This window comes from Sulfuriferula thiophila (genome assembly GCF_003864975.1).
Taxonomy (GTDB): domain Bacteria; phylum Pseudomonadota; class Gammaproteobacteria; order Burkholderiales; family Sulfuriferulaceae; genus Sulfuriferula; species Sulfuriferula thiophila.
The window spans coordinates 40,074-57,158 of record NZ_BHGL01000017.1; the positions used below are offsets into that span (position 1 = coordinate 40,074).

A 17,085-nucleotide genomic window follows, 5' to 3' on the forward strand; every position below is an offset into this window, starting at 1 on the left:
TATACCCATAGTCCGAGGACTAGGTTAAACTCGCATTCATGAATCGGATCTGGATATTTGTCATATTGGTGCTATTGGGAGGATGTGATCAGCATGTCTGGAACGACCCTTATCCAGCGCGTGAGCGTAGCGCGAACATCATGTATTCCTCGTTCGAGGAGCGTCCCAAGCACCTTGATCCGGCACAATCGTATAGCAGTAATGAAACCGAGATCATATCGCAGATTTATGAGCCGCCGCTGCAGTATCACTATCTGAAACGGCCCTACACGTTAATTCCGCAAACACTGTCAGCCATGCCCAGTGTGACCTATCTGGATGTGGCAGGGCATGTGCTGCCGCATGACGCTGCACCGGCCAGCATTGCTCAGACTGTGTATGAACTGCATGTACGTCCCGGCATCTATTATCAACCTCATCCTGCTTTTGCGCGGGATAAAAACGGCCAATTGCGCTATGGGCATTTACGCCCTGATGAGCTGGCGCATATCCGTGATTGGCAGGATTTTAAGCAGCTTGGTACACGAGAGTTGATAGCTGCTGATTATGTCTACGAAATTAAACGTCTGGCATCACCGCAGATCAACTCACCGATTCTGGGTTTGATGGCCGAGTATATTGTCGGACTTAAAACCTATGCAGACACCCTCGCTGCACAAACCCGGCACTTGCCAGAGCATGCCTATCTGGACTTGTCGCGCTATCCGCTGGCCGGGGCAGAAGTGGTTGATCGTTATACTTACCGCATTAAACTCAATGGCAAATATCCACAGTTCTTGTACTGGCTGGCGATGCCGTTCTTTTCCCCTGTTCCGCCTGAAGTTGATCAGTTTTACCACCAAGCGGGTATGGCCGAGCGCAATTTCACGCTGGACTGGCATCCTGTTGGCACGGGCCCCTATCAACTCAGCGTAAATGACCCTAATCGGCAAATGGTACTTACACGTAATCCCGCCTACCATGGTGAGACTTATCCCACTTCGGGTGAGCCAGGGGATGCCGCAGCCGGTCTGTTGCGCGATGCTGGCAAGCCGTTGCCGTTCATAGATACGATGGTGTTCAGCCTGGAGAAGGAAAGTATCCCGTATTGGAACAAATTCTTGCAAGGCTATTACGACCTGTCAGGGATCAGTTCGGATAGTTTTGATCAGGCTGTGCAGATCAATGCACAAGGTGAACCGCAATTGACCGATGCCATGCGCCAGCAGGGAATGGCGTTAGTGACGGCTGTCACTGCATCCAATCGTTATATGGGTTTTAATATGCAAGACGGCGTGGTTGGCGGATTATCCGAACGCGCGCGTAAATTGCGGCAAGCGATTTCTATTGCAGTCGATTACGAAGAGTTTATCTCGATATTTGTGAATGGTCGCGGCATACCTGCTCAAGGACCGATACCCCCCGGTATCTTTGGCTACGATGGCAGTACGGCAGGGTTTAATCCCGTGGTATATCATTTGGTGAATGGTCGCGTTGAGCGCCGTCCTGTCAGTGATGCGTTGCATTTACTGGCTGAAGCTGGCTACCCCAACGGGCGCGATGCAAAAACGGGTGCACCATTGGTGTTGTATTTCGATACGGCTGCAACCGGACCGGATGCCAAGTCCCGACTGGACTGGATGGTGAAGCAGTTCGCCAAATTAAACATCCAGCTGGTGGTGCGCAGCACGGATTACAATCGCTTTCAGGACAAGATGCGACGCGGTAATGCGCAGATATTTGAGTGGGGCTGGAACGCGGACTATCCTGATCCGGAAAATTTCCTGTTTTTATTGTATGGACCGAATATGAAAGTTGGTAAGAACGGGGAGAACGCTGCCAATTATCAGAATCCCCAGTTTGATGCGCTGTTTGATCGTATGAAATATCTGGACAATACGCCCGAACGCTTGGCGATTATTCGCCATATGGTTGGGATAGTGCAGGAAGATTCGCCCTGGATATTTGGTTTCTTCCCCAAGGCATTCAGTTTGCGTCAGGCATGGGTTTCACCCACCAAACCTAATGTCATTGCGAATAACACATTGAAATACCGGAAAATTGATCCGACATTGCGCCAGCAGCTCCGTGATAAATGGAATCAGCCGGTACTGTGGCCTGTCTTTGCGTTGTTGGCGCTGGTTGTGGCTTTGCTGTTGCCGGCCATATGGGCGTGGCGGCAGCGTGAGCGGAGTCTGGCTAAATGATAGCTTATCTGCTCCGACGTTTGCTCTACGCGGTACCTATCTTGCTCGGGGTCAATGTGCTGACCTTTCTGTTGTTTTTTGTGGTTAATACGCCGGATGATATGGCGCGCATGCATCTAGGCAGCAAGCATGTGACAGAACAGGCAATCAGTCATTGGAAAACCGAACATGGCTATGACAGGCCCTTATTTTATAACCAGCCTGCCAGTGGTCCGGCGAAGCTGACCGACACCATATTCTTTGATAAGTCTATCCGTATGTTCGTACTGGATTTCGGCGCCTCGGATGATGGCCGTGATATTGCCCATGAGATTAAGACTAGAGCCGGTCCCAGTATGGCAATTGCCCTGCCGGTGTTTGTGTTGGGCTTAATGGTGAATGTCAGCTTTGCACTGCTGATGGTGTTTTTCCGTGCGACTTATCTGGATAGGCTGGGAGTAGTGGCTGCCGTGGTGTTGATGTCCATCTCAGGTTTGTTTTATATCATTGCCGGCCAATATTTTCTGGCCAAGCTCTGGCACCTGCTGCCGATTTCCGGATTCGCTCCGGGGCTGGATAGCTGGCGTTTTGTCATGTTGCCAGTGCTGGTTTCTATCATTGCCGGGATGGGCAGCGGTACGCGCTGGTACCGCAGTATTTTCCTGGAGGAAATGAGCAAGGATTATGTGCGTACAGCACGTGCCAAAGGCTTATCTGAGTGGCGTGTGCTGTTCCGCCATGTGCTGCAAAACGGCATGATCCCGATACTTACTGGCGCTGTGGTGGTGTTGCCGCTGCTGTTCATGGGCAGTTTGCTGACCGAGTCATTCTTTGGCATTCCTGGTCTGGGGTCTTATATCATCGATGCGATTCAGGCACAGGATTTCGCGATAGTCAGGGCTATGGTGTTTATCGGCTCTGCTTTATACATTCTGGGGCTGTGGTTGACCGATATCGCCTATAGCTGGGCTGACCCCCGGGTGAGGCTGTCATGAGCTGGCAGCCGGTGGTGTTATGGACGGACGCGTTGGTGTTCTTGCTGGTAGCCGTGATTACGCTTGTACTCATGCGGAAACATCCGCAAGGGCAGCTCTATGAGGCCTGGCAACGGTTGTGGCAAATGCCGATGGCAATGGCGACCGGGTTGGTGTTGCTGGTGTTCGTGGCGATTGCCTTGCTGGATTCGTTGCATTATCGCCCAGAGCTGCCGGCGCAGGCTGGGCACGAAGCACAATACAGTGTTGAGGTTCTCAGCGTGCTCGATACTCTGCTGTTGCCATTGCGTGAGCATAATGAAAAGACCTATTCAGCACCGTTAGCTACGCAGCTTTACGTCAAGGAAAGCATGACGCTGACCAATGGCACGGTTGTCCGTGACTATCCACGGCTGCAGTTTGGCGGTGCGCAACTGCAGCATCCCCGGCAAGAGAGTCAGGCTGATGTGCGGCACAGATTGCTGCTCGGTAGTGTCATTGGTCTATTGATCACTACGCTGCTGGGTGGGTTGGGTGCATGGATACTGATGCTGCGTCGCAAGTGCGGCTGGCGTGTGCTTAGGCAGCAACTGCTGTCTGTCGAAAATCGTTTACCCTGGCGTACGGCACTGCTCACCATAATGCTGCTGAGCGTAACGACAGCTGTGCTGGTCCAATTGGCTGCTGCCTACCATGTGTTTGGTACCGACAAGATCGGTCAGGATGTACTGTATGGCAGTCTGAAAAGCATACGTACCGGTTTGCTGATCGGTACCTTGACTACTTTGATTATGCTGCCATTTGCCGTGCTGTTAGGGATTAGTGCGGGTTATTTCGGCGGCTGGATAGATGATGTGATTCAGTATGTGTACACCACATTGAATGCGATTCCCGGCGTATTGCTGATAGCAGCGGCTGTGTTGATGATGCAGGTGTATATCGAAACCCATCCGGCCATGTTTGATAGTGCAGCAGCGCGCACTGATTTCCGGCTGCTGTTTCTGTGCGTGATTTTAGGTGTTACCAGTTGGACCGGTTTATGCCGGTTGTTGCGGGGTGAAACGCTGAAATTGCGCGAACTTGACTATGTGCAGGCGGCACGGGCATTCGGGGTATCTGACTGGCGGCTGATGGTTAGGCATATCTTGCCTAATCTTTATCACCTGGTATTAATCAGTGTGGTAATGGATTTTTCCGGCCTGGTGCTAGCCGAAGCTGTGTTGTCCTATCTTGGAGTGGGTGTTGATCCGGCCATGCAGAGCTGGGGCAATATGATTAATGCCGCCAGGCTGGAAATGGCGCGTGATCCGGTGGTGTGGTGGCCATTGGTTGCTGCATTCAGCCTGATGTTTGCACTGGTTCTGGCGGCAAATCTGTTTGCCGATAGTGTGCGCGATGCGTTCGATCCGCATGGGAGGCAGCGATGAGCGAATCGTTATTGCGGGTTGAGCAGTTATATACCCGCCTGGGTAAATTGCGCGTGGTGGATGGCGTGAGTTTTACTGTGAATCGCCAGCAGACCTTTGCATTGCTAGGTGAGTCGGGCTGTGGCAAGTCCATGACCGCGCTGTCAATTATGCGCCTGTTGCCGGAAGTGGCTCGCATTCAGTCCGGGGAAGTCGAGTTTAACGGTCGTGATTTGCTGATGTTGCCTGAGTCAGCCATGCGCGATGTGCGTGGCGGCGAAATCGGCATGATCTTCCAGGAGCCGATGACCAGTCTGAATCCGGTACTGACCATAGGTGAACAGATAGGTGAAACGCTCGGCCGACACCGGCGTATGCATAAGCGTGGTGCGCGGGACGAAGCAGCAGCATTGCTGCAGGCAGTCGGGTTGCCGGATGCCACGCGACGCCTCGGTGAGTATCCGTTCCAGCTTTCCGGAGGCATGAAACAGCGGGTAATGATTGCGATGACACTGGCAGGCAATCCGTCACTGCTCATCGCCGACGAGCCGACCACCGCACTGGATGTGACCATACAGGCCCAGGTGCTGGCGTTGTTGCGCCGTATCCAGCAGCAGCGCGGCATGGGGATGCTACTGATTACTCACGATCTGGGGGTGGTTGCCGAAATGGCAGATCAGGTGGGCGTCATGTATGCCGGTGAACTGGTGGAAATCGCACCGCGCGCTGCTTTTTTTGCCCATGCGCAGCATCCTTATAGTCAGAAATTGTTTGCGGCTTTGCCTAATGGTGTGCAGCGGGAGGCGCGTCTGGCCAATATAGCTGGCAATGTGCCGCCACTGGATACGGAGTTTGTCGGCTGTCGCTTTGCGGATCGCTGTGAGTCGGCATTCAGCCGCTGTCGTGAACAATCGCCGGTATGGACACAGCTGGCGGACGGGCACGCGGCCCGTTGCCATCTGCTGGAGACGCATACTGCACCTGTGGCTGTTAGCGCATCGGCTAGCGGGCAGATCAGGCCGGTTTCCGAGGAGGTTCTGTTAACAGTAAGCGATCTTAAAGTGCACTTCCCGTTACATGCCAGTTTCTGGGCAAACAGGCATACTGTAGTCAAGGCAGTGGATGGGGTTGATTTGCTAGTACACAAAGGTGAAACCTTGGCCTTAGTGGGTGAATCTGGCTGCGGTAAAACCACGGTTGGGAAAGCCATTGTGCAGTTGCAGGCGGTTACCGGGGGGCAGGTTGTGCTGGATGGAGTGGACCTTGGTTCTCTTAACAAGCGTCAGTTGCATGAGCAGCGTGCGCACGTACAAATGATCTTTCAGGATCCGTTTTCTTCGCTGAATCCGCATCTGCGTGTAATGGATTTGCTGGAGGAGGGCATGGTGGCGCTGGATGTAGAACGGGATGCGGTGCGCCGTCAGCATATTCTGGTAAAATTGATGGACCAGGTGGGGCTACCTGTAAACGCATTGCAGCGTTATCCGCATGAGTTTTCGGGTGGTCAGCGGCAACGCATTGCGATTGCTCGTGCACTGGCGGTGCGGCCAAAGCTGATCGTTTGCGATGAGCCAACCAGCGCTCTGGATGTATCGGTGCAGGCGCAGATTATCAATCTGCTCAAAGACCTGCAGGCGGAATTTAATCTGAGTTTGCTGTTTATTACGCATAATTTGCCAGTGGCTGATTATCTGGCGCAACGTATTGCCGTTATGTATATGGGACGCATTGTGGAGACGGGTAGCAGCATGGAAATCATGACGCAGCCACGTCATCCTTACACGCAAGCCTTACTGGCCGCTGTGCCTGGTATGGTACGGCCTGTTGATGGTCGTCCGATTAACAATGATATAGCTTCGGCTGCCTATCCGCCTCAGGGTTGTCATTTTCATCCGCGATGCCCGCTAGCAATGCCTGTTTGCGCTGAGTATTATCCGGGTGTAACGCATCTGGGTAATACCCATCAGGTGCGATGCCATGCTGTCGAGCAGGCGCACACGATAGTCACCTGACTCTGCGTGTGATAAACCGGAGTTTTGCTGGCTGTTTAGTTGCTTTCGTTAACGACCGTATCTGCCGGATATCTCGACTACAGATCGAACGGGATGTTTATCCCGCTTTGAGCACTAATTTAGTGCCTGGCTTGAGCGTAGTATGATGTTTGAGCTTGTTCCAGCGCTGGATATCGTCCACTGCTATATCATGCTTCTGGGCGATGCTGGACAAGGTGTCGCCTTTTTTGACGGTATATGATTTGGGTTTATCCTGTTTAGCGTGCTTCGTTTCGGCATTGGTCGCTGTGATTTTAGCTGGCTTTTCATCACGTCCGTGTTTAGTGCTTGATTTATTACTTGTATCTTGACGCTCATCGGGTGCTTTGAGAGTAAGTTTCTGGCCGAGTTTCAGTTGATTTGGTTGGATGTTATTCCATTGCGCTAAATCGTGAGGTGCTATTTCATAACGTCGAGCCAGACTGTATAAGGTATCACCTTGATTGACTGTAATTTCGTCAGGGATCTTCGCCTGAGAAGTCTGTTCACGCTTTGCCGGTTTGTCGAGCGTATCTTTGGTGGACACGTCTTTTACCACGGCTTTGGTTGTTGTATTGTCTGCCAGTGCGATTTTATTGGTTGTGGCTGGTTGTGTCTGACTAATAACAGTTGATGTCGTATCTGTGTTGCCTTTCAGAGGAACCATCAGCGCATGGTCGCTGGTCAGTTTGCCTTTGTGAGACAGTTGTATGGGATTGTGCTCTTTCAGCCAGGCCACTGTGACATTGAATTTTTTGGCTATGGTGCTAGCCCGTTCCCCAATTTTGGCGGCATAAACCTGCCAGGTAACCAGCGGTCGGTCATAGTTTTGCAGGTTGTTGGAAAAGGTATCGACTTTATCAACAGGCAACAATAACTGTGCAGGCGTGTCTGACCTTACTACGGGTTTGTTGTATGCGGGATTGAGCGATACAAATTCATTAACTGGCATGTTTGCCAATTTTGCTGCCAGGCTAACATCAATGGGCTTATTTAATGTAACCGTGGTGAAATAGGCCTGGTCAGGAATGCGGTCAAGATTAAGTCCGACACTGGCTGGATCGGCGATGATTTGTTTGACGGCCAGCAGTTTGGGTACGTAATGTCTGGTTTCGGTAGGCAGGTTCAGACTTAAATAATCAGTAGGCAGGCCTTGTGCCTGATTCTTGGCTATCGCCCGTGCTACGCAGCCTTCGCCGCAGTTGTAGGCGGCTAATGCGAGTTCCCATGTGCCAAATTGATTATGCAGCTTGGTCAGGTAATCCAGTGCGGCATCTGTTGCGGCAACAATGTCGCGTCGTCCATCGTACCAGCCATTCTGCTTCAGTCCGAAATCCTTGCCTGTGGACGGAATGAATTGCCATATGCCTGATGCATGGCTGGTTGAGTATGCCATGGGGTTAAATGCGCTTTCTACCATGGGCAGTAACGCGATCTCGGTAGGCATGCCGCGTTTCTCAACTTCACCCAGGATATGATAAAGATAGCGACGGCTACGTTCTACGGTACGGCGCACATAGTCCGGGCGTTGCGCGTACCAGTTAACATGTGTTTCTACCAGCGGCGTATTCAGGATATCCATGCCGAAGCCCATGCGGATCCGGTCCCATAAATCGGAGGTGTCAACTTGGCTGTTGTCTGGATTGGGCGGTGTGTTGCTTCCTGGAATGTTGCTGATATAGGTGGTGTTAGGTGTTGCTGTCAGTTTGATGCCAGTTGTGTCTGCGAGGCCCGTGAGTGGTGAAAGCAAGCCGAGACAAAGCAGGAGTTGCTTGAATTTATTTGATAATTTTTGCAGATTTGGTAATTTAATCATGGTGGCATGATACCCGAATCGACATGCTCGGGCAAGGCTGCGCTAGGAAGGGCGGAAGTCGTTCTTCAGGGTGCGCATGGTGCTGAAGATGTCGACTGTGTTGTTTGCAGGCTTGCCAGTGATTTTCTCGACAGCAAGCCTGATGCTGGCCAAATGACAGCGCAGAAAAGGATTGGTGGCCAATTCCATGGCGATGGTCGATGGCAGGGTCGGCAGGCCGGCGTTAATCTTGCTGCGGTCTGTTTCGGCGCGTGCTTGCAGTACTGCATTGTCCGGCTCCAGACGCAGTGCAAAAGCAATATTGCCGAGCGTGTATTCGTGAGCGCAATAGACGCTTGTATTTATGGGCAGTTGTCCCAATTTAGTAAGTGATGCCAGCATTTGTGCCGGAGTGCCTTCAGACAGTCGACCGCAACCGCAGCCAAACAGCGTGTCACCGCTGAAGAGCATGTCTGTGGCGTGATAGGCGATGTGTCCAGCTGTGTGTCCTGGGACATCAAGCACCTGCAGGCTGAGATTAAGCCCAGCTAGGCGTACAGTGTTCCCTTCCACGAGTGGCTGCGTCAGATGCGGGATAGTTTCACGGGCAGGTCCATAGACCGGCACATTAAAGGCGTGAACCAAAGCGGCATTGCCGCCAGTATGGTCATGATGGTGGTGGGTGTTTAAAATAGCGATGAGGGTTAGTTTGTGCTGCCGCAGGAATTCGAAGACAGCATTCGCATCGCCAGGGTCAATGACAGCAGCATGACGTTGATTATGAATAACCCATATATAATTGTCGCTGAATGCGGCAATTGGGGTAATGTGTAAATCGGTATCCATCGCTAGTATGATAACATGACAACTCGTTACACATCATTTTCCGACTGGCTGGCAAGTCCATTAGGCCAATATCTGCAAGCCCGTGAGCAAGCCTATTTTGACCAGGCAGTAGCGGATTTGTTTGGGTTTAATGCCCTGCAAGTCGGGTTGCCTTATTGGGATATGTTGCGTAACAGTCGAATTCCCCATCGTTTTCGTGTTGCTGACAGTGGCACAGACGATGTGCTGGCCGAACCAACCCAGTTACCGTTTGCTAACCAATCTGTTGATTTGCTGGTGTTGCCGCATCTGCTTGAGTTCTCATCTTATCCGCACCAGATTTTGCGTGAAGCCGAGCGAGTGCTTATTGCAGAGGGCAGTTTGTTGATTAGCGGTTTCAATCCTCGTAGTTTATGGGGCGTGCACCGCTGGTACAAGCATAAGGGCGGGGAATATCCGTGGCGTGGCGATTTTGTTAACCTCAGTCGATTAAAGGACTGGTTGTCGTTGCTGGGTTGCGATGTGGTCAGCGGGCGTATGTGCTGTTATGCGCCGCCTCTGGCCAATGCCGGCATGATGCAATATTTCGAATTTATGGAATCAGCAGGTGATCGCTGGTGGGGGATGGGTGGTGGGGTGTATTTTATTCATGCGGTCAAACGTGTGCATGGAATGCGTCTGATTACACCACGTTGGCAGAGCCAGGCAAAGTTAGCCAGGGCATTGAGTCCGGCAACGCGTAGCCTACAGAATGGAAGTAAATGTTGTGATGAGTGATTTGCCTGAGATTGAGATTTTTACTGATGGCGCCTGTAAAGGTAACCCGGGTGTTGGTGGTTGGGGTGCGTTATTGGTGAGTGGTGTTCATCGTAAAGAAATTTATGGTGGTGAGGCAGCTACGACAAATAATCGTATGGAATTGATGGCTGTAATCGCTGCGTTGCAAAGCCTCAAGGGGCGCAGTCGTGTATTGCTGCATGCGGATTCGCAATATGTTTTAAAAGGGATCACGGAATGGTTGCCTAACTGGAAGAAACGCGGGTGGCGAACCAGTGGTAATGCGCCGGTGAAGAATGTTGATTTGTGGCAGCGGCTGGATGCTTTGGCTGGCGAGCACGATGTGCAATGGTTCTGGGTCAAGGGTCATAATGGCCATCCTGGCAATGAACGCGCTGATGAATTGGCGAATTTGGGTGTCGCTGAACACCTTAACAGTATTAATTATTAATTTTTAGATTGTCTTTATGCCGTTATTAACGATAGAAAATGCTTCATTGGCTTTTGGTCACTTTGCGTTGCTGGATCGCACTAGCTGGGTGATAGAGCCGGGTGTACATATAGGTCTGATTGGCCGCAATGGTGCAGGGAAGTCCAGTTTGTTGAAAGTGCTGGCCGGAGAGTTCCCACCTGATGACGGGGTGGTGTGGCGTCAGCCGGGTATCAAATTAGGCTACGTGCCGCAGGAGCCGGTGCTGGACCCTGAACATACAGTTTATGAAGCAGTGGCCCAAGGCCTGGGCGAGGTGAGTCAGCTACTGCTGGATTACCATGAAGTTACCCATAAAATGGGCGAGCCGGATGCGGATTTTGATGCGCTGATGGCGCAGATGCAAACCTTGCAGACAGCTCTGGAAGCTCATGATGGCTGGAACTTGCAGGCGCGAGTGGAAACTGCGCTGACCAAGCTGAATTTGCCTGAAGATGTATTGGTTGGCACTTTGTCCGGCGGCTTGAAAAAACGGGTTGCTCTTGCGCGTGCATTGGTGGCTGAACCGGATCTGCTATTGCTGGATGAGCCGACCAACCACTTGGATTTGTCGTCGATTGAATGGCTGGAAGAGCTGATCCGTAACTATACCGGCAGCGTGGTGGTGATTACCCATGATCGACGTTTTCTGGATAACGTTTCGCAACAGATTATCGAGTTGGATCGCGGCAAGCTGCGTAGCTATGAAGGCAATTTTTCAGAATATCAACGGCTCAAGGCTGAGCAATTAGCTATCGAGGCGGTAGAGCAGGCCAAGTTCGACAAGTTTCTGGCGCAGGAAGAAGTCTGGATACGTAAGGGTGTGCAGGCACGCCGTACTCGTAATGAAGGTCGCGTCCGTCGTCTGGAACAGTTGCGCGTCACGCGTAGTGAGCGTCGCAATCATCTCGGTCAGGTCAATCTGAATGTCGACAGTGGCGAGAAATCAGGTAAGCGTGTCGCTGAGCTGGAGAATGTCAGCAAGTCCTATGGCGGTCGTGTATTGATCAAGGATTTCACGGGCATCATTCAGCGCGGTGACAAAGTGGGGCTGGTTGGGCCTAACGGTATTGGTAAAACCACGCTGATTAAATTGATACTGGGTGAAATCGAGCCGGATAGCGGTGAAGTGAAGCTGGGTACCAAGCTGTCGGTCGCCTATTTCGATCAGTTCCGCACACAACTGGATGAAGAACAGACCGTGGCTTACACCATTAGTCAGGGCGGTGATTATGTAGAAATCGGCGGCGAACGCAAGCATGTCATCAGTTATCTTGAAGATTTCCTGTTCGCACCAGAACGTTCACGCTCACCAGTAAAGTCACTGTCAGGCGGTGAGCGCAACCGACTATTGCTGGCGCGCTTGTTTACGCGTCCAGCGAATATTCTGGTGCTGGACGAGCCTACCAATGATCTGGATATCGACACACTGGAATTGCTGGAAGAGTTGCTGCAAGACTATCCCGGTACGGTATTGCTGGTCTCGCACGACCGTACCTTCCTGGATAACGTAGTGACGCAGGTGATTGCTTTTGAAGGCGATGGCCTGTTGCGTGAATACGCCGGTGGATATGAAGACTGGCTGATGCAACGTCCTAAAACGAATGCAGCTAATGCCCCGAAGAAGTCAGCGCCAGCAAAACTGGAGCCAACTCAGCCTGCACCGAGTAAAGCCAAGTTGAGCTGGAAGGATCAGCAGGAGTTGGATGCTTTGCCAGCCAAAATAGAGGCGCTTGAGCTGGAACAGGAGCGGATAACAGCCTGTTTGGCAGATCCTAATTTGTATGCTAACCAAAAAAATGAAGCAGCAGAGTTGCAAACCAAATTAACTGGATTGAACGCACAGTTGAATGACATGCTGGCACGTTGGGAGGCCTTGGAAGCCAAGGCTAACGCTTGATCTGAGCTATTGGGCACGTTAGCAGCGTGTCTGAAGCTTTGTTTGGCTGGTTTTAACTGCGTGGTGTAGTTCGATTACAGTAATACATCCCAGTTTTCTTGCATCAGCATGTGCGTCAAGGCGATTAATGGCAAGCCGATTAATGCATTGGGGTCGGTGCCTTCCATTTTCTCCATGATGGCGATGCCTAATGCTTCAGAACGGGCGCTGCCTGCACAGTTATACGGCTGATCTTTGCGCAGGTAATGTTCGATTTGCAGGTCGGTTAATGGGCGTATCTGTACTGTTGTCGGCACGATAGCGGACTGCAGATTTCCTGTTGCGGTGTTGTATAAGCTTAACGCGGTGTGAAACACAATCTGTTGGCCGCGCATCAGGCGTAATTGCGCTACTGCATTGTCATGATTTCCGGGCTTGCCTATGTGCTGCCCATTGAGGGTGGCAACCTGATCGGAGCCGATTATCAGTGCATCGGGGAAGCGTTCAGCGACAGCTTTGGCTTTGAGTGCGGATAATCGCAATGCCGCTGCATCGGGTGTTTCATCGGGTAGCGGGGTTTCATCAACTTCAGGAGCGGCAACTTCAAAGGCGACTTGTAATTTCGCTAACAGCTCCCGTCTATAGGGCGAAGTAGAGGCGAGGACAAGTGTTCTGGAAGCTGCCGTCATCAGTTGCTTTACTCTGGTTGAATTTCAAGCAATGCCTGATCGGGGGTGACGGAATCACCCTTGACGACAAACAGGTTGATAATCGTGCCGGAAATCGATGCCTGAATTTCATTTTCCATTTTCATGGCTTCGATAACGAGAACTGGATCACCAGCTTTTACTTTTTGCCCGGTGATGACAAGCACATCTACGATGTTGCCCGGCATGGCAGTGGTGACATGGCCGGCATGGCTAGGACGTGGGCGACCGCTACTGCTGACCTTGTTGGTCGACTTCGCTTTGCCGGTTGAGCTGCCATCGGCAGTGATCTCAACTTCGTTGAGTGCTTCAACAAAGACTTCTTCGGTCACGCCATCCACAGAAACGTAGTAAGGACGTTCGGTTTGTGAGCCGTGTCCAGTACCAGTCAGGCGAATGTGATAGGTTTCACCGTGCAAAGTGATGCGGAATTCATCAGCCGCAAAGCGGGTTGAAGAGTTGGCATTTTTCGCTTCAATTGGCAAAAGCACTTCCGGAGTGAGCTTGTCTGCATTACGTTCCTGCAGGAAGGTGCGGCCCAGATCCGGGAACATGGCATAGGTCAGCACATCTTCTTCTGTTTTGGCAACGTCTTCAATTTCGCTACGCAGTTTATCCATCTCATCCGGAATCAAATCAGCCGGACGACAGGTAATAACTTCCTGAGTGCCTATGGCCAGATCACGCACAGTATGATTAATGGTGCCTGGCGCCTGACCATAGCGGCCTTGCATATACAGTTTGACTTCGTTGGTGATGGTCTTGTAACGGCCACCAGTCAAAACGTTGATTACGGCCTGGCTGCCAACGATTTGTGAAGTTGGGGTCACTAGCGGCGGGAAGCCTAAATCTTCACGTACGCGAGGGATTTCTGCCAGGACTTCATCCATGCGATCCAGTGAGCCTTGTTCTTTAAGCTGATTGGACAGGTTGGAAATCATGCCGCCCGGCACCTGGCTAATCAACACGCGTGGATCGACGCCGGTAAAATTGCTTTCATATTGCCAGTACAATTTGCGTATTTCGCGGAAATAAGCAGCAATTTCTTCAAGATCGGCGAGGTTGATGCCGGTGTCATATTCTGTTCCTGCCAGCGCTGCCACAAAGCTTTCAGTGGTAGGGTGGCTGGCGCCTTCCGAGAACGGTGAGATGCAGGTGTCAATAATCGATGCGCCAGCTTCTACTGCTTTGAGGTGAACCATGCTGGCCAGGCCTGAGGTGGCATGGCTGTGGTTGTGTACGGGTAGTCCGGTTGCTTCACGTATGGCTTTGACGAGGTCATAAGCAACGGTGGGTGTAAGCAAGCCAGCCATGTCTTTAATTGCAATGGTGTCACAGCCCAGATCAGCCAGTCCTTTTGCAAGTTCGACGAAGTGCGGTATGTCGTGAACCGGGCTGGTGGTATAGGAAATCGCACCCTGAGCGTGTTTGCCTGATTTTTTGACCGCTTCGACAGAAACGCGCATATTGCGCAAATCATTCATTGCGTCAAAGATACGGAATACATCGACACCATTGTCGGCAGATTTCTGCACAAATGCGCGAACAACGTCATCAGCATAGTGGCGATAACCTAACAGGTTCTGGCCGCGCAACAGCATCTGGATAGGCGTGTTCGGGAGTGCCTTGCGTAATTTGGCGAGACGTTCCCATGGATCTTCTTTAAGAAAACGTACACACGCGTCGAATGTTGCGCCACCCCAGGCTTCAAGCGACCAGAAGCCGATATTGTCGAGCTTGGCGCAGATAGGGAGCATGTGTTCGGTACGCATGCGGGTTGCAATCAGAGATTGGTGGCCGTCACGCAGGACAAGGTCAGTTATAAATACTTTTGGCATAATTGATACAGTCTAAAATTTAATCGAATTACAATCCATTATGTGCTGCAATGGCAGCGGCAATGGCGGCGGCTAACATTTCTGGAGGCTGTCCCACGTCGTAGTTTATCAGTTCTGGGTGAGATTCGACGAATGACGTATTAAAACGGCCACTGCGGAACTCTTCATTTCTCAGAATTTCAAGATAATACGGGATCGTGGTTTTTACTCCGAACACAGTCATGTCATTTAAAGCGCGGCGACCGCGCTCTATGACGCTTTCCCATGACAGGTTCCATACAGTGAGCTTTGCGCACATGGAATCATAATAGGGCGGGATCACATAGCCGCTGTACATCGCAGCGTCTGTACGCACACCTGGGCCGCCTGGTGCGTAGTATCGGGTAATGCGCCCGAAGCTCGGCAAGAAGTTATTCTTCGGATCTTCGGCGTTGATGCGAAATTCCATGGCGAAACCGTTATGCTTAATTTCATCCTGTTTGTACTGTAACGGCAAGCCACTGGCAATGCGGATTTGTTCTTGCACGATATCGACGCCGGTAATGGTTTCAGTGACCGTGTGTTCCACTTGCAGGCGGGTATTCATTTCCATGAAATAGAACTGATTGTCAGCATCCAGCAGGAATTCAACCGTGCCGGCGTTGACATAACCTACCGCTTTAGATGCCTGGACGGCGAGTTTGCCAATATACTGACGTTGCGCTTCAGTGAGTTGAGGCGATGGTGCGATTTCTATTAATTTCTGATTGCGGCGCTGGATAGAGCAGTCGCGTTCAAACAGATGTATGGTGTTGCCGAAATTGTCGGCCATCACCTGAACTTCAATGTGTTTTGGATGTACGACGCATTTCTCCAGGAATACTTCGGGTTTTCCGAAAGCCTTGCCGGCCTCTGATACTACGCGATCGTAGTTTTTCAGCAGTTCAGCTTCTGAATCACAGCGACGGATACCGCGTCCACCACCACCATTAGTTGCTTTAAGCATGACCGGGTAGCCGATGCCGTTGGCAAGTTGACGTGCTTCCTCTACGTTTTCCAGGTTGTGTTCGCTGCCAGGGATAACCGGGATGCCGGCTTTGATCATGGCTTTACGTGCTTCAATCTTATCGCCCATCATACGGATGACATCCGCATCAGGACCAATGAACTGGATGCCGCGACGGGCACAAATCTCGGCCAGTGTTGGGTTCTCAGACAGGAAGCCATATCCTGGATGAAGCGCATCGCAACCACTGGCAACAGCCAGGTTGACTATATTATGCGCATTCAGATAACCCTGTACTGGGTCAGAGCCGATGTTATAAGATTCATCAGCTTTTTTGACGTGGAGCGCATGGCGATCCGCATCAGTATAAATTGCGACTGAGGTAATGCCGAGTTCAGAGCAGGCACGTACAATGCGTACGGCAATCTCACCTCTATTGGCTATAAGTATTTTCTTTATCACGCGCCGAAGCCTTCTTTTGACAATGCAATGATTAAATTATATCATGCGCGGCTTATGTCGGAACAGGCAGTCATAGATAGTCTCGCTTTTGCACGGAACAAAAGCACAATGAATGGTGTCATCACAGTGGGTGAATTACCCCGGTTGATGGAAGCCACGATGAGTGACGTCGGTACTTTAAGTTATATAATGACGGGTGGAGTTAATGTCCGTCCTTATTTATCACTTAAAATAAATGGCGATTTGTCATTATTGTGTCAGCGTTGTGCACGACCATTTCTTTGGCATTTGCAGCTGGAATGTCTGGTGTGGTTGGCTCACGATGAGCGCGAATTAGATGCGTGGGATCGTGAGGCGGATGGATTGGCGGATGCGATGTTGGCAGACGAGCGATTCGATTGGCAGGCTTGGTTGGAGGAAGAGGTGTTGTTGGCTTTGCCAGTATCGCCAGTTCACCCAAACGATGGATGTCCGGATTTGGCCGGGCAAGGGAAAAGTGAGCGACCAAACCCATTTGCGGTATTGGCGGCATTAAAACGGCAACATTAATTTGATTGGAGTAGTAAAATGGCTGTTCAACAGAACAAAAAATCCCCGTCTAAACGCGGTATGCATCGTGCACACGATTTTCTGACCAACCCACCGTTGGCAATTGAGCCTACCACAGGCGAAGTGCATTTGCGTCATCACATCAGCCCTAACGGTTTTTACCGTGGTCGTAAGGTTGTTGCTACCAAAGGCGAATAAACGCGGTGCACGTTTCGTGACCGAGT

Annotated in this window: 14 protein-coding genes; 9 read left to right on the plus strand and 5 right to left on the minus strand. The window is 51.3% G+C overall.

Going from position 1 to position 17,085, the window contains the following annotated elements:
- Positions 1-38: 38 nt before the first annotated feature.
- Genes EJE49_RS08355 through EJE49_RS08370 form a run of 4 tightly spaced genes read left to right on the plus strand, consistent with a single transcriptional unit; the run spans position 39 to position 6,557 of the window.
- Complete coding sequence (locus EJE49_RS08355) at positions 39-2,186, plus strand: ABC transporter substrate-binding protein (RefSeq protein WP_124949993.1); 2,148 nt, start codon at positions 39-41, stop codon at positions 2,184-2,186.
- A complete protein-coding gene (locus EJE49_RS08360) occupies positions 2,183-3,160 on the plus strand; it encodes an ABC transporter permease (protein WP_124949995.1) in 978 nt (325 codons plus the stop codon). The genes EJE49_RS08355 and EJE49_RS08360 overlap by 4 nt, the downstream gene beginning before the upstream one ends.
- Positions 3,157-4,566 (plus strand): ABC transporter permease, encoded by a 1,410-nt coding sequence (locus tag EJE49_RS08365; RefSeq protein WP_124949997.1) that lies wholly within the window; start codon positions 3,157-3,159, stop codon positions 4,564-4,566. Before EJE49_RS08360 ends, EJE49_RS08365 begins: the two co-directional genes overlap by 4 nt.
- Positions 4,563-6,557, plus strand: coding sequence for an ABC transporter ATP-binding protein (locus tag EJE49_RS08370; protein WP_124949998.1), 1,995 nt, complete (start codon positions 4,563-4,565; stop codon positions 6,555-6,557). Before EJE49_RS08365 ends, EJE49_RS08370 begins: the two co-directional genes overlap by 4 nt.
- A gap of 97 nt (positions 6,558-6,654) precedes the next feature.
- Here EJE49_RS08370 and EJE49_RS08375 read toward each other — a convergent pair whose 3' ends face one another.
- Together EJE49_RS08375 and gloB are read right to left on the minus strand one after the other, a co-directional pair.
- Entirely contained in the window at positions 6,655-8,391 is a 1,737-nt protein-coding gene (locus tag EJE49_RS08375; protein ID WP_124950000.1) for a LysM peptidoglycan-binding domain-containing protein, read from the minus strand.
- Between the two features lie 42 nt (positions 8,392-8,433).
- Positions 8,434-9,216: a hydroxyacylglutathione hydrolase gene (gloB, locus tag EJE49_RS08380; RefSeq protein ID WP_124950002.1), complete on the minus strand. Its 783-nt coding sequence runs from the start codon at positions 9,214-9,216 to the stop codon at positions 8,434-8,436.
- Between the two features lie 15 nt (positions 9,217-9,231).
- Here gloB and EJE49_RS08385 point away from each other — a divergent pair, with 15 nt between their 5' ends.
- From EJE49_RS08385 to EJE49_RS08395, 3 genes are read left to right on the plus strand one after another with little or no spacing between them, the layout of a single operon-like run.
- The gene (locus tag EJE49_RS08385) at positions 9,232-9,972 is read left to right on the plus strand and encodes a class I SAM-dependent methyltransferase (protein WP_124950003.1); all 741 of its coding nucleotides are present in this window, start codon (positions 9,232-9,234) and stop codon (positions 9,970-9,972) included.
- Positions 9,965-10,423: a ribonuclease HI gene (gene rnhA, locus EJE49_RS08390; RefSeq protein ID WP_189941783.1), complete on the plus strand. Its 459-nt coding sequence runs from the start codon at positions 9,965-9,967 to the stop codon at positions 10,421-10,423. Before EJE49_RS08385 ends, rnhA begins: the two co-directional genes overlap by 8 nt.
- Before the next feature lie 16 nt (positions 10,424-10,439).
- Positions 10,440-12,341 carry an ATP-binding cassette domain-containing protein gene (locus EJE49_RS08395; RefSeq protein ID WP_124950004.1) on the plus strand — a complete coding sequence of 634 codons (1,902 nt, stop codon included), beginning with the start codon at positions 10,440-10,442 and terminating at the stop codon, positions 12,339-12,341.
- 74 nt (positions 12,342-12,415) lie between these two features.
- Here EJE49_RS08395 and EJE49_RS08400 read toward each other — a convergent pair whose 3' ends face one another.
- The 3 genes from EJE49_RS08400 to EJE49_RS08410 are packed head-to-tail and all read right to left on the minus strand — an operon-like array spanning position 12,416 to position 16,312.
- Positions 12,416-13,009: a Maf family nucleotide pyrophosphatase gene (locus EJE49_RS08400; RefSeq protein ID WP_124950005.1), complete on the minus strand. Its 594-nt coding sequence runs from the start codon at positions 13,007-13,009 to the stop codon at positions 12,416-12,418.
- Positions 13,010-13,017: 8 nt separating this feature from the next.
- On the minus strand, positions 13,018-14,865 hold the full coding sequence (oadA, locus tag EJE49_RS08405) for a sodium-extruding oxaloacetate decarboxylase subunit alpha (protein ID WP_124950006.1): 1,848 nt from the start codon (positions 14,863-14,865) through the stop codon (positions 13,018-13,020).
- Between the two features lie 28 nt (positions 14,866-14,893).
- The gene (locus tag EJE49_RS08410; protein ID WP_124950007.1) at positions 14,894-16,312 is read right to left on the minus strand and encodes an acetyl-CoA carboxylase biotin carboxylase subunit; all 1,419 of its coding nucleotides are present in this window, start codon (positions 16,310-16,312) and stop codon (positions 14,894-14,896) included.
- Between the two features lie 108 nt (positions 16,313-16,420).
- Between EJE49_RS08410 and EJE49_RS08415 the strand changes: the two genes are divergently transcribed.
- Together EJE49_RS08415 and rpmF are read left to right on the plus strand one after the other, a co-directional pair.
- Positions 16,421-16,861, plus strand: a complete 441-nt coding sequence (locus tag EJE49_RS08415; protein WP_189941785.1) for a YceD family protein — start codon at positions 16,421-16,423, stop codon at positions 16,859-16,861.
- A gap of 18 nt (positions 16,862-16,879) precedes the next feature.
- Positions 16,880-17,059 carry a 50S ribosomal protein L32 gene (gene rpmF / locus EJE49_RS08420; protein ID WP_124950009.1) on the plus strand — a complete coding sequence of 60 codons (180 nt, stop codon included), beginning with the start codon at positions 16,880-16,882 and terminating at the stop codon, positions 17,057-17,059.
- Positions 17,060-17,085 lie beyond the last annotated feature (26 nt).